The 12,367-nt window shown below is 56.5% G+C and carries 11 protein-coding genes; 10 read left to right on the top strand and 1 reads right to left on the bottom strand.

Annotated elements, in window-relative coordinates; all coding sequences use genetic code 11:
* The first annotated feature begins 525 nt into the window (after positions 1-525).
* The 8 genes from ABDB84_RS00460 (at position 526) to ABDB84_RS00435 (ending at position 9,480) form a co-directional block, all read left to right on the top strand.
* Positions 526-2,670 (top strand): helix-turn-helix domain-containing protein, encoded by a 2,145-nt coding sequence (locus ABDB84_RS00460; protein WP_345917697.1) that lies wholly within the window; start codon positions 526-528, stop codon positions 2,668-2,670.
* Positions 2,671-2,743: 73 nt separating this feature from the next.
* Complete coding sequence (locus ABDB84_RS00455; RefSeq protein WP_345917696.1) at positions 2,744-4,594, top strand: KAP family P-loop NTPase fold protein; 1,851 nt, start codon at positions 2,744-2,746, stop codon at positions 4,592-4,594.
* A gap of 306 nt (positions 4,595-4,900) precedes the next feature.
* On the top strand, positions 4,901-5,461 hold the full coding sequence (gene qatB, locus ABDB84_RS00450; protein ID WP_345917695.1) for a Qat anti-phage system associated protein QatB: 561 nt from the start codon (positions 4,901-4,903) through the stop codon (positions 5,459-5,461).
* Positions 5,458-6,723 carry a Qat anti-phage system QueC-like protein QatC gene (gene qatC, locus ABDB84_RS00445; protein WP_345917694.1) on the top strand — a complete coding sequence of 422 codons (1,266 nt, stop codon included), beginning with the start codon at positions 5,458-5,460 and terminating at the stop codon, positions 6,721-6,723. Before qatB ends, qatC begins: the two co-directional genes overlap by 4 nt.
* The gene (qatD, locus tag ABDB84_RS20050; RefSeq protein WP_428715057.1) at positions 6,723-7,478 is read left to right on the top strand and encodes a Qat anti-phage system TatD family nuclease QatD; all 756 of its coding nucleotides are present in this window, start codon (positions 6,723-6,725) and stop codon (positions 7,476-7,478) included. Before qatC ends, qatD begins: the two co-directional genes overlap by 1 nt.
* A gap of 142 nt (positions 7,479-7,620) precedes the next feature.
* Complete coding sequence (locus tag ABDB84_RS00440) at positions 7,621-7,872, top strand: type II toxin-antitoxin system Phd/YefM family antitoxin (protein ID WP_345917693.1); 252 nt, start codon at positions 7,621-7,623, stop codon at positions 7,870-7,872.
* Positions 7,873-8,014: 142 nt separating this feature from the next.
* Positions 8,015-8,335 (top strand): helix-turn-helix domain-containing protein, encoded by a 321-nt coding sequence (locus ABDB84_RS20045; protein WP_428715056.1) that lies wholly within the window; start codon positions 8,015-8,017, stop codon positions 8,333-8,335.
* A 266-nt stretch (positions 8,336-8,601) separates the two neighbouring features.
* Positions 8,602-9,480, top strand: a complete 879-nt coding sequence (locus ABDB84_RS00435) for an RES domain-containing protein (RefSeq protein WP_345917692.1) — start codon at positions 8,602-8,604, stop codon at positions 9,478-9,480.
* 936 nt (positions 9,481-10,416) lie between these two features.
* On the opposite strand, the gene ABDB84_RS00430 is transcribed toward ABDB84_RS00435, so the two are convergent.
* Positions 10,417-10,863, bottom strand: coding sequence for a helix-turn-helix domain-containing protein (locus tag ABDB84_RS00430; protein WP_345917691.1), 447 nt, complete (start codon positions 10,861-10,863; stop codon positions 10,417-10,419).
* 93 nt (positions 10,864-10,956) lie between these two features.
* On the opposite strand from ABDB84_RS00430, the gene ABDB84_RS20040 reads away from it, so the two are divergent.
* Together ABDB84_RS20040 and ABDB84_RS00425 are read left to right on the top strand one after the other, a co-directional pair.
* Complete coding sequence (locus ABDB84_RS20040; protein WP_428715055.1) at positions 10,957-11,238, top strand: DNA-binding protein; 282 nt, start codon at positions 10,957-10,959, stop codon at positions 11,236-11,238.
* A gap of 192 nt (positions 11,239-11,430) precedes the next feature.
* Entirely contained in the window at positions 11,431-12,360 is a 930-nt protein-coding gene (locus tag ABDB84_RS00425; RefSeq protein WP_345917690.1) for a hypothetical protein, read from the top strand.
* Positions 12,361-12,367: the final 7 nt, after the last annotated feature.

Below are 12,367 nucleotides of genomic sequence, written 5' to 3'. Positions count from 1 at the left end.
AGCAATGCTTCAGGAAAAACTGATTCAATAAAAAAATCTGGTGCGGTGCGAGTTCCACTCAGGCGGGCAAATAAAAGAAAACGGCCACCCGGGGTGGCCGTCAATTCGTGCTACCGGACGCTCGGCTGCTCAAATGCAAGCCTTGCTATCGAAAAGCAGAAGTTCATAGTTTTCTCAGGTTATGCATTCACCTGCACTTTGCACAGGTGTTACTTCTTGCCCCCAAGCGAGTGCCCCAGGCCTTCCAGACGCCCCCCACTAGCGTCACTCACTGAAATTTGTACCGACGCACCTCGTAGACCTCCATGAACAACCCGCATACAGGGTCGGACGCCCCTACTCTTCACCGAGTTCCGCAACGCCCACAACCGTCAGGCTTGTTGCCAGCTGACGCCTTCAGAGCAAGGTTTCACAAAAATATTGTTATTTCAGGAAGGCTTTCTAAAGTGAAGGTTGAAGTCGAGGTGTCTGTGCGGTCTAGATACAGAGATTTGAGGCATTCTTTCGTGTTTAGAGGGTATTGCTATGACAGATGAAGGCTGGTCACCGTTCGAACTCGGTCGGCATCTCCTGCTGGTGCGCGAGCGCAGCGGCGTGAAGCAAGCAGATTTGGCTAAGCGCGTCTCGCTCAGCCCGGCCGTTCTGTCCCGCATAGAAAGCGGCGACAGGCCGGTTACCCTTGAAGAAGTTCAAGACATTCTCACCCAACTGGCTACGCCTGAAGCGGAGGACCTTGCGAAGGCTTTGCGCCGCAGCTGGCGGGTGCTGCCGCGGCCGCCGCTGGACCACGCGGACCAGGACCTGTTGTGGGAAGCCGAACAGGTCGCTCGAGAGCTGGTAGTTCTGCGTGACCAGCCAGATACACCGCACGCCTTCGAGCGTCGCCTTTCTGAGTACGTTGATGAGCTCGAACGTGGTGCCGCGATGCTCCTCAAGCGGGAGCACCAAGTGGCCTTCATTGGCAGCATTGGGGTAGGCAAGTCTACGGCTATCTGCAAGATGACTGGCTTGGAGGTTCCAAAGGAGGATGGAACGCTGACCCCAGTCCTTGAGGTCGGTGGAGGGGGTATTACAGTATGCGAGGTGCATCTGCGCACCGGGCCCGGGTTCGGCCTCATCGTCGAGCCTAAGAGCGACGACGAGTTGCGCCAGGACGTCCAGGACTTGGCGGACAGTATTTTGAGAGCTGCCCCGTCCCCTGACGACGATGGACCTGGCGGGCAGGAATCTCAAGGAATTTCCAAAGAGGTGGCGCGAGCTCTGCGCAACATGGCTGGCTTGCCAATTCAAAGGCCCAAGGGCGCCGACGGTAAGCGCATCACAGTCGACCCGGCGAAACAGCTTGCTGCCGAATTCGCCACGCAACGTGAGTTCGTCGTGGAGGTGCTGAGTCGCATGGACCTTCATAGGCGCGACAAACGAGACGTTTGGTACGACAGCGCTACCGGCAAATCGCCCAAGGCATGGTTGCGGGATATGTTTTCTGCCATCAACAACGGCAGAAGCCCTGATTTCACCTTGCCGCGCCGCATTGAGGTGGTCATTCCGGACAAGCTGCTCCAGGCGGCTGACCTTACGGTGCGGTTTATTGACACTAAAGGCATCGACCGAACCGCAGCACGCGAAGACATCGAAATCCACTTCGATGACCCTCACACGCTTGCCATCTTGTGTTCCCAATTCAACAACGCGCCGGCTGCGGAGACCCGCTTGCTTCTCGAACGCGCCAAGGACGCTGGTATTCGGACGCTGGACGTCAATTCTGCTCTTCTCGTGCTGCCAAGGCCAGCTGAGGCGCTAGCCATGAAAGATGACGCAACAAGCATTTCGGTGGAAAGCGTACAGGAGGGCTACGAGCTGAAGGGCGAGCAAATTGCGCTGGCTTTGGAGCCACTTGGGCTGCAGACCCTCGGAATAGCGTTTTACAACGCGAACGAAGACCCCGCGGCCAACGCACAACGTTTTTTACTTGAGCGGCTCAATTGTGCCCGTGCCTCGTTCCGTACCCGCATCAATGACGCCATGACAGGAGCCCGCGCACTCCTGCAAAACCATGGTGAAGAACGTATCCATGCCGTTCTGCGAGACGCGGGCGAGACGTTGCGCACTTGGGCATCAATGAACGCAGCAGTTCCCACGGTGCAAGCGCACGTTCAAGAAAGCCTGCTTGCCCAAATACAGGTGGCGTATGCGAGCACCGTCCGAGCTGCGGTACGCCGTGAGGGAGAGTGGCAGCAGCTGAGCTATTCCCATCACATCGGCTACGGTGCGCGGCGCCTAGCGGTAATCGCTCTCGAAAACGCGGCGCACGACTTTGCTGGCCACTGCAAAATCCTTGCTGCCACTCCGCGCTATGTCGAAGCCGCTGACCTGCTGACGCAAGCGGAAAGGGTGCTTACCGCGTCGTACGAGGAGCTTTTGCGCAAGGTGCAATTGATGGGGCAAACGGTGTTCAAGGATGCTCTCAAGGCTGACCCGATGCTCTGGCAGAAGTGCATGGATGAGTGGGGGCAAGGTCCTGGCTACAAGAGCAGAGTTGCAGCCCATAACAAGGGGTGGTTCGACAACGAGGCTCGAAAGAGACTGGAGGATGAGCTAAAGGCACTTATCGCAAAGGAGTGGACCCGAGCGCTCAGCAACGTCACCGCGCTACTTGAGCCAAATCCTTAGGATGCAGCAACCCGGAAGATTTATTTGAAATAGCAATAAGTCATATGCAGGGCGTTCGCGGAGAATAAGGAACATGTGGCATGACAACGAAACAACTGTCGATTACCTCAACTTCGGTGTGGTTGCGGACGCCTGCGCGAAGCTGCTTCAGCAGGCGCGTGGCGAGCCCATTTCCATTGGGGTGTCCGGCGGTTGGGGTGCAGGCAAGTCGTCACTTGTTCGCATGGTTGCCGCACGTTTGAGCGATGCAATCAGCCACAGTGATAACACCTACGTTGTTGTGACCTTCAACCCGTGGCTCTACCAGGATTTTGAAACATCGCGAAACGCGCTTCTTCAATTGGTTGGAGACGAGGTGCTGCGACGTGCCGCAAATGACGAGACTTTGCTCAAGAAGGCTAAGCGGCTTTTGCAGCGGATCAACCTCTTACGTTTGGTGCAGCTCGGGGGGGAAGCCGCGGCTACCATCGCAACCGGTGTTCCGGTGGGAGTCATAGGTCGGGCCATCGTGCAATGCGGAAACATCCTCAAGTCGGGTGCCGGTGGAGCAGACGACCCCGACGACCAGGATGAGGGCGAGAGCCAAGCGTTGTTGAGGTCTGCTGAGCCTGTCTCGCTACCGAGCGAAATCCAAGCCTTCCGCGATGCGCTTGAGGAGCTTCTGGAAGAGCTAAAAATTACGTTGGTTGTGTTCGTCGACGATTTAGACCGCTGTCTTCCTCGCACAGCCATCTCTACCTTGGAGTCCATTCGACTGCTGTTATTCCTCAAGCGAAGCGCCTTTGTTATCGCGGCAGACAATGAATTCATTCGTGGTGCAGTCAGAGTGCACTTCGAAGGAACAGGCATCACCGGTGATGTTGCAACGAACTACTTCGACAAACTTATTCAGGTGCCTTTGCATGTTCCCCGCTTGGGTGTAAACGAAGCCAAGGGGTACTTGGCAATGTTGTTGTTGCAGCGCGAACACGTCGAAGGCCGAGTCGACAAAATTACCTTTGAACATGCGCTTAGCGCACTCCCGGAGCGCCTGAAAACCAGTTGGCGTGGCGACGCCATCACACAGGACTTTCTGCACAGCCTCGCAGGTCTGGGCAACGCCCCCGCGCTCGACCTTATGGACTTAGCAGGAGAGTTGGCGCCATTGCTGGCGCAATCAAGTGCAGTGAACGCCAACCCTCGGCTCATGAAGCGCTTTTTGAATACCGTGTTCTTGCGCGCCGCGTTGGCCGAACCGCAAGGTATCAAACTGGATGTGCGTGCGCTTGCCAAATGGCACCTCCTTGAACGGTGTGACGAACCGTTGGCGAACGCTCTTGCCGCGCTGGTTACATCAGCTGCAGACGGTCGAGTCGACGCGCTTAGGGTAGCGGAGGAAGCGGCTCGTGCGGACGGAGCTCTAACAGAACCATTCAAGGAAACGGCCTTTACCAAAGAATGGCTCCAGCTTCATCCTGCACTGGGAGAGGAGGACCTTCGTCCCCTTTTGCACCTGAGTAGAGATAGCGCCACACGAGACTTTGGCTCTGATGAAATGTCAGAAGAAGGCCGCGCATTGCGAGATGCTCTTGTAGTAGCGACAGGCGCCAACGCTCCCCTTACCTCGGCCATTCAGGCCGCCGGAGCCCATCAGGCCGGCAAAGCCATGGCTAGAGCTTGGCAGCTAAGGGCAGCAAAGCGGACCTGGCGGCAAGCAGAGGACGTCGTGACGCTTGTTGAACCGTGCAAGGTGTATGCGGAGCTCTCTGCCTCTGCGACAGCGCTATTGGCGCAGGCTCCCATCCCCGCCATTGGTCCAGGCATCATTCCCTACCTCTATGAGCAAAATTGGGCGCGTCCCATTGTCGACAAGTGGGCCGAACAGCCAGACTTGTCAGTAACCTCAAAGAAAGCAATCCAGGGCAAGCAGAAAGGTGGGCGCTAAGTGGGGACGTCAACATCCAGCAAAGGTGGCGGCTCTGGCTCTCCGTTTGACCCGGAATGGCTTGACGCGGCTGGTGGTGATGCCGGAGCTGCGTCAGGTGGCACTCAAAGCACCGATGGAGAAGGTGTGGCGAACGCAGATGGGGACGCGGACAGCAGCGGCTCAAGCCAGAACGATTCCACTGCGCCTGAAGGGGGCGAAACTGGGGAGCTTGCACCCAGTCGGCGCTTTGCCCCAGCACGAACGCATATGTCCGGATTCTTGTCAGGCGGGGGGCGTGATGCTTTGCGCTCAGCCGCCAAAAGCATGGTCAGCAAAGGCATGGGGGGGCCGCGGCGAGCTGCGTCCACTATGCGCCGAACTGCGCAGGGCGCAGGCCAGCTAGGCCAGTTTCTCGCTGCAGCGCGAGACCGTTCAGACCCTCGAATAGTCGATTGGGTGCAGCGAGTTCGCGAGGCGAATTTATCTGCCAATGACCTGATTCTTGAGCTGCTGGGGGAGGTACTTCCTGATACAGGAAGCGTAGACGAGGAGTCGCTACGGAATGCAGCCGCCGAAGCGTTGGGTCAGCTCTACGAACTGATGCCCGAAGTCGACATCTTCGCGCTGACAGACGAACAAATCGGAGAGGTTATCGGCTTCACAATTGCAAATGATGTCTGCAATCGCATGGACTTGCTGCTTGGACAAACGTACGAACGGCTGAAGTACGACGCGCATCAAATCCAGTTGTACAGAAACGACGTGAAGGAATTTGTTACCAGCGAAGTACGGGTGGTGATGGAGCGACACGGAGCCCTCCAAGCAGACCCTCAGCGGTTGGCTCACGAGGTTCTTACCTCGACTCTGGAGGTATTCGCCGCATGACAAAAATCATCTGTACCACGGCAAACTACATCCCTGTAAATCTGAGGGATGGTGAACGTGCTTTTTCCTTTTTCAAGAGTGCCAAGCGAGATGGCGTTGGCACTATTGCTAACAGCTGGCGAGGATCTCTGAAACGAAAAGGCTTTAGGCCGAGCCCGCAGGTGTGGGATTTTGTGCAGTTTTGCCTCGCTGTCTGTGCCGCCGACCTTGCGAGTCTGCGTCGCTCCAGCGCTGATGGATGGACTCGGAAAATTGAGCTGACTGTAGGTCTCCATGAGCCCTTGAGATGGACGCCATGGAAGGGCCACATTGAAAACATGCTCAAAGTCCTCACCGGCGACTACTGGACGGTGTACTTCGTAGAAGGAGGCGCCCCACCTCCTGATGGCAAGGACAAGGAACACGACCGTGATTGCATTTGCCTCCTGTCAGGTGGGCTCGACAGTTTGATTGGAGGCATCAACCTTGTGGCTGATGGGCGCAAACCGATGTTCGTATCGCAGTTGGCGCATGAGGACTCCCCTCGACAGAAACACTACGCTGAAATTCTGGGCGGTGCAGCGACGCATCAGCAATGGAGTCATGGCATTAGCTTCAAGGGGCTGCGAGAGCCTTCCACTCGCGCACGCTCCCTTGCGTTCTATGCCTTCGCTGTACTTGCTGCGTCACGCATCCCTGGTACGCCTGCCCAAGTCTTTGTGCCGGAAAATGGATTCATCTGCGTAAATCCTCCTCTGGTTCCCGGTCGCGTTGCGAGCCTTAGCACCCGTACGACCCACCCTCTATTCATTGAACTGCTGCAGAAACTACTTACCGGTCTGGACATTGCGGTAGCGCTTGAGCTGCCGTACCGCTACAAGACCAAGGGACAGATGCTTGTTGAATGTCGCAATCAAGCATTGATACGCCAATGGGCGGCCAATTCAACAAGCTGCGGGCGGTTCCGCACTTACAACCGGAAGCACTGTGGTCGATGTGTTCCTTGCATGATTCGCAAGGCAGCCTTCCTGGCTTGGGACCCATCCGCAGACACCACGAAGTATGTCTATGACTCTTTGGCAGGTTCCGACAAGATGAGTGGCCCAGATGACCCCATGGCTGCTGCGCTTGCTGTGCTCTCCGCTGAAGAGCGAGGCCTTGATAGCTTCCTTGGTGGAACTCTTGTCTTTGCCTCACCTGCGGAGCGTCCGGCCTACCGGCAAGTGCTGCAAGCAGGTCTCGCTGAACTTGCTGCCCTGCTCAAACGGGATGGCCTGCTCTGATGGACTTCCATTGCCACCTAGACTTGTATCCCGATGCCAGAAAGGTCTACGCCGAGACTTTGCGCCGAGTGGAATTTACTTGGCTCGTCACAACCAGTCCAAGAGCGTTTGCCGCAACCTCTGAGATTTTGCCGACACACCCTCGTTTGTCCTTATCACCGGGACTGCATCCAGAAGTCGCCGACAAGAAACAAGGTGAGTTGCCACAGCTCTTGGAACAGATTCAACACAGCCAACTTGTTGGAGAAGTTGGACTCGATGGGTCGGCGCGATACCGGCAGCACTTTGAGTTGCAGCTGCAAATCTTCACGGCAGTGATACAACGCTGCCAAAGCCTTGGGGGGCGAGTACTAAGTATCCATTCCAGGGCGGCGGCAGCTGAGGTTCTTGACACTCTTCAGGCTCATGAAGGGTTTGGGCTAGCCGTGCTTCACTGGTTCACTGATTCTCCGAGCCTTCTGCGGAGGGCCGTGGCCCTTGGTTGCTGGTTCAGCGTGGGGCCTGCAATGCTTCAGTCGGCCAATGGGCGCAAGTTGGTCGCACAAATGCCGCGAGACAGAGTGGTGCCGGAAAGCGATGGTCCATTTGCGAAGTACGAGGGAGAGCCAGTAATGCCTTGGCACAGCCTGCGAGTTGCAGACGGACTATCCACCGCTTGGGCGATTTCGCAGACGGAAGCCGTGACAACTCTCTGCGTGAACGGAGAACGACTCATCCAAAAGATGCGAACCGAGCTGGGACGCCAGTCTCAATGAACGAGCGGATGCAATTCGAACCATTGCCATCGGCACAGGGGTAACGAGGGCCGTTTGCCAAACGGCACCTGGGCGCTACAGCCTAAAATGTGGCAGTAAGCCGAGGCATGGCTTCGACTGCGTGATTCAGGAGATGAGGGGCATGGCAACCGTTGACATCGCAAAGGCCAAAACTTCGCTGTCCCGACTCGTCGCGAGCCTAGAGAGGGGTGAGTTGAACGAGGTGGTCATAACTAGGGCTGGGCACCCAGTCGCGAAACTGGTCCCCGTGGCCGCTGTGACGGGGAAACGGCTAGGCGTCGCCAAAGGAATGTTCGAGGTGCCCGATGACCTCGATACCCCTCATGACGCTGACATCGAGAGCATGTTCAATGGAGTGACCTTCCGTAAGTAGCGTCCGGCGACCGCAATTGCAGCGGCCGCCATCGTGCGCTCCATCTGCAACAAAAGGCAATAATCTGCCGCTTAGATTGCCCACGGCGGAACAAGCGGCATAATATTGCCTGTTATTGTGAGCAGGCGGTGGCGAAGTAACGATGACAAACGCGACCCAGCAACATCGAACGTCAGCTGAGCTTGAGGTAGAGCTCGGGGAGCGGCTGAAGACTCTCCGTATCCATCGCAACCTTGACCAGGCCACACTGGCCGAGCGGGCCGGCATCAGCCCTCGCACGTTACGCAACCTTGAGAACGGGGCTGGCTCGTCGCTGCGGACGCTCATTCAGGTCGTTCGCGCGCTGGGACGTGAGTCCTGGCTTGACGTGATTGCACCCATCCCATCGATTAACCCGCTGATGTTGACCCGCGCGGCGGCTCCTCGTCAGCGCGCCAGCAAGCCCCGGGGCAAGAAATCATAGAGGGGCAGGGGCTCTGGCATCACCCATTATCCATCTGATGGATAGCGGGCCCTGTCACCGTTTGCCGGATTTCCTTCCACATGTTCAAACGCAAGAATTGCCCTCAGAGCCGAAGCGCCGCAGCCTCCTTCCGTTTGAAAGACTCCCTTGATGCTGCAAACAACTTGTCTCCCATGTACCAGAAAACCTGCGCCTAGCGATTGGGCTGGGTTTGCTTATAGAGTCAACGAAGGCGTTGACATCCCTGCAGCCAATTAAAAACGACCATGCCGACGATTACAGAGCAGTTTCCGCCACTCCCTTTGGACGGGTTAATTGCCGAAATTGCAGCGTTCTCAACTTATACCCTAGATGAAAAAAGGGCGTTTATCCGGCGGCTAGTGCAAGTTCATCCGGCGCTAAATTTGGACATGAATCTGACCGGTCGCTACTTTCGTCGGGCCAGAAAACTTGAAGAGTCGGACCCTTTGCCGAACAATGTTGACGAGGTCATTTGGCGAAAGGACGTTCCTGCTAGGCTTGGTCGTGCGAACACAGAAGGTTTTTCTGTTCTGTATCTTGCCATCCATACCGATACGGCATTCAGTGAAACACTAGCAGGCACACCAGATAGGCAAGGCCGAATGGTTATCGCTGATTTTGCAATTCAGCCAGGAGCATCTATTCGAGTGCTACCGATAGGTGCGCTGCATATAGTTCAACGGACTGGAAAAGGGTTCTTTGGTGAAAGCCAAAAGGCGCTGAACGACATGGTCAATGCCTGTGATAGAACAGCAGCAAAATCGCTCCTAATTGCAGACGCGTTCTTGTTCGAATGCTTGGCGAAGGAAGACGACTACAGCGTATCGTCCTGCGTTGCGATGAGTATCTTCAACAAGCTACCTTCCATTTCCGCCATCGCATACCCAAGCAAACGGCAGAGATTCGCCATCAACTTCGCAGTCCGCACCGACTCTTTCTGGGATGGCTGGGGGTTACACGCTGTGCGCTGCGGTCAAGCCAAGCATTTGGCGCAAGGCTATTTCAGCTTTACCCCAGACAATCACGTTGTTGGGATTACCGCGGCAGGTAATTTCCAGTGGCAAGAAGACCTGCCCACAGAAGGGATGAGGCTACCGCTTGAGCCGCTATGGACTCCATCGTAGGTAACCGGGAACCGCCTCCGGGGACGGTTCCGCCCATACGGCGCAAGGCCTTAAGGCTCACGCCCGATGACAAGTCAATGTGGCGATTCGCAGAGGTGAGGCCTGACTAAGCGCATAGGGTTTCCGCCGCCCCCCTGGATGTATCGCTTATCATCAATCACGGATGAATCGAAGAGACCGGACATGTCCTCACGGTTGAAAAGTCTTGTCAGCAAGCTGTATCACCCCACCCCGGAAAACGGTCGGCAGGTCTTTGCATGCTCTCGCACCGAGGCAGAGAAGTTGCCCCGTCTGCCAACAGTTGCAGTGGTTTCAATTACGGCGCCAGAACGCCCCCCGCCGCCCTGGATGGGTTTGCGTTCTTCCTTCGCTTGCAGTTCGAAGACGTCGACTTCCTAAATCGAGACATCTCCTTGCGCGCCAAACAAAAGCTGCCTCGCGCTTTTAAAGCCGAACAAGCGGTTCTCATCCGTACCTATGTCGAAGGATTGCCCGCATCGATAGACACGATAGTGGTCCATTGCTAGGGGGCTATTCGCGGTCGGCCGCAGTCGCCCTCAGTTTGCACTGCCTGTACGGATACCGGGTAGAGCTTGACCGTCTTGAGCAAGCCAATCCGTCCGTGGTGACTGTGCTCACGGGACATACTGGCCCTTCGTCCTGAAGCGGCCTTTAGATAGACATTCCGACGCCTACGGCGAATGCGAATTACCCGGCGTGAACAACGGTTGGGCTGGAAAGAGCAAAGGCGTCGCCGAGCTACCGCCTGATGCGGCCACTTTTGCCAAGCCGCCTCACCTGGCGGTCCAGGAGGACCGCGCATGACTGTCGCCGCATGACTTTGGCACACGCTCGGCCCTACTTCGCGCCTGACCCGCACGCCCAGCCCAGTCTCATCTTGAGGGGTAGTGCAAGAGGGATAGGACAGCCACCCCACTAGACCATGCTATGGCTACCTAAACCCGCCAAAAGCTCGGCTAGATTGGCTTGCGGTTGTCCTTCATCATCAAGATGCTGGCTCAGATACGCACGTAGCAGTTCGAACATGGCGTATCGCCCTTCGGCGCCCAACTGGCCGTCCGGCTGTTGGCGTGCGTAACCCTCGACCAGTTGGAACGCCTTCTTCTCCAAGCCCCGCTGTGACGCAGTGAGCTGAATGCCTCGCATCCCGAACAGTAGATATTGGGTATCAACGCCTACGGCCGCAACCAGCGATAGATAGCGGACAGTAGGCGACCGAAGCTCCGACTCATACTGTCCCTGAGCCATTCTCTTGATGCCAGCCACTTCAGCCAGCGCCGTCTGACTCATACCAAGCCGCTCGCGCTCTTCCTTGAGCCGCTCTCCAAAGCCTGGCGAGATTGCTCGAACCAGTTCTTCCATTCAAAAAGTCCGTGACAAGCCCACACAAATCAACACAACGGTGTTAGATTTGAGGCGTTTGCTTTCTTTTTCAAACACGCTTGGGCAAATTGTATGGTTTTTAGTATATCGAGAAATGGCGAATTTGCAAGGCTAGCCCGCAGAGCGTTTGAAGAGAGCGGCATTCCTGTAGCGGAATGGGCTCGCGCTCAGGGGTTCTCGGCAAACCTCGTGTACCAAGTGCTTGAAGGAAAGCGGAAATGCTTGAGAGGTCAGAGTCACCGGATAGCGGTCGCTCTCGGACTTAAGGATGGCGCGGTGCTCAGCCTTGAGCAGCTCTGCGTGCGCCTTCATGACCGAGCCCAGTGGACCAACCACAAGGGGAGCGAAATGTAAAAAAACAAAACCGGACTCACCCTGGGGCTCATCCGGCTTCGCCCTGCATAGGCAGGGAATACTGACTGTTGGCGCTTTCAGTATCTCTCTTGTCCTGCAGCGAAGTCAAGGGCTCTGTACGCCTTTTGTATCCAGAATTCCAGTGAATGTCTGCTTTTGCGGGCATTTGCGCCGCAGACACAGGAGATAGTCATGCCGTCAAAAGACAAAACCGCTAAAGCGGTTCGCACACTTGTGGAGTGCTCCCCCCATCGAACAACGGGCGGCGGCTTTTACAAGGGGCTCATGGACCACCACGCCGAGTACGAATCGCACATCGAAGAGCTAGCCATCAAGACTTTCGTGCTATGCCACGATGTCCGGAAGATTTCATCCCAGCCGATTACCGAGACATACGAGTTGGACGGAAGGCTGCATGGCTATACGCCCGACTTCATCGTCGATGCCTTTGTGCCACAACTACGCATAGAGGTGAAGTCGCTGGCTCATCTTGCCAAAGGAGGGTCTCGCAGCGACAAGTACCTTGCCATCGCGGCCGCATATCGACAGCAGCATTTCCCTTTCTCTTTCCTCGTGGACGCTCAACTCGAAGCCCAGCCTCGCCGAGAAAACGTCGAGCTCTTGTGGCGCTATGCAAACAGCACCGTGCCCACGCACGTCGTAGAACAGGCGACGTTAGCGCTGACTCGCGGCCCGCTTGCGGTACCGGAGTTGCTGGCCACGACATCGTTGGCCTTGGTTGATGTGTGGACCTTAGTTGCGACAAAACATCTCTGCTTCGACTGGGGAACGCGCCTAGACCGGCACACCTCCGTTGTCAGCCTGCCAGACCAACCCTTCGGAGGGCTTCGCCTTGAGGACGTTCTCAGCTCGACTCGGTATGGTGGTCTTCTGGCAGAGATGGCTATGGGTCGTCGACCGACAGATAGACGCCTCTTGGCGGATGCGGCGACTTGGCGACGGCACGATTGCCCTCTTGAGCCATGGTCATTTGTTGGAGGCACTGCGCTTAAGACGCCTCTTCGTAGTCTCGAGCCGACCGAACAGTTTCCTCGAGACTCTCAGCGCCGAAGAGATTTCGCGCCTGGTAAACGACCTTTCCCTGCACGCGATGCCGGTTGAAGAGCAA

Origin of the sequence: Uliginosibacterium sediminicola, assembly GCF_039631295.1 — a bacterium.
Taxonomy (GTDB): Bacteria; Pseudomonadota; Gammaproteobacteria; order Burkholderiales; family Rhodocyclaceae; genus Viridibacterium; species Viridibacterium sediminicola.
Note: the sequence above shows the minus strand (reverse complement) of the source record. Positions and strands in the feature narration are given on the sequence as shown.

Excerpts from the sequence above, each read along its gene's own strand:
- ABDB84_RS20040 (WP_428715055.1), top strand. The coding sequence starts at position 10,957 with ATGGTTTTTAGTATATCGAGAAATGGCGAATTTGCAAGGCTAGCCCGC.
- ABDB84_RS20045 (WP_428715056.1), top strand. The coding sequence starts at position 8,015 with ATGACAAACGCGACCCAGCAACATCGAACGTCAGCTGAGCTTGAGGTA.
- qatD (WP_428715057.1), top strand. The coding sequence starts at position 6,723 with ATGGACTTCCATTGCCACCTAGACTTGTATCCCGATGCCAGAAAGGTC.
- ABDB84_RS00430 (WP_345917691.1), bottom strand. The coding sequence starts at position 10,863 with ATGGAAGAACTGGTTCGAGCAATCTCGCCAGGCTTTGGAGAGCGGCTC.
- ABDB84_RS00425 (WP_345917690.1), top strand. The coding sequence starts at position 11,431 with ATGCCGTCAAAAGACAAAACCGCTAAAGCGGTTCGCACACTTGTGGAG.
- qatB (WP_345917695.1), top strand. The coding sequence starts at position 4,901 with ATGGTCAGCAAAGGCATGGGGGGGCCGCGGCGAGCTGCGTCCACTATG.
- ABDB84_RS00455 (WP_345917696.1), top strand. The coding sequence starts at position 2,744 with ATGTGGCATGACAACGAAACAACTGTCGATTACCTCAACTTCGGTGTG.
- ABDB84_RS00435 (WP_345917692.1), top strand. The coding sequence starts at position 8,602 with ATGCCGACGATTACAGAGCAGTTTCCGCCACTCCCTTTGGACGGGTTA.
- qatC (WP_345917694.1), top strand. The coding sequence starts at position 5,458 with ATGACAAAAATCATCTGTACCACGGCAAACTACATCCCTGTAAATCTG.
- ABDB84_RS00460 (WP_345917697.1), top strand. The coding sequence starts at position 526 with ATGACAGATGAAGGCTGGTCACCGTTCGAACTCGGTCGGCATCTCCTG.
- ABDB84_RS00440 (WP_345917693.1), top strand. The coding sequence starts at position 7,621 with ATGGCAACCGTTGACATCGCAAAGGCCAAAACTTCGCTGTCCCGACTC.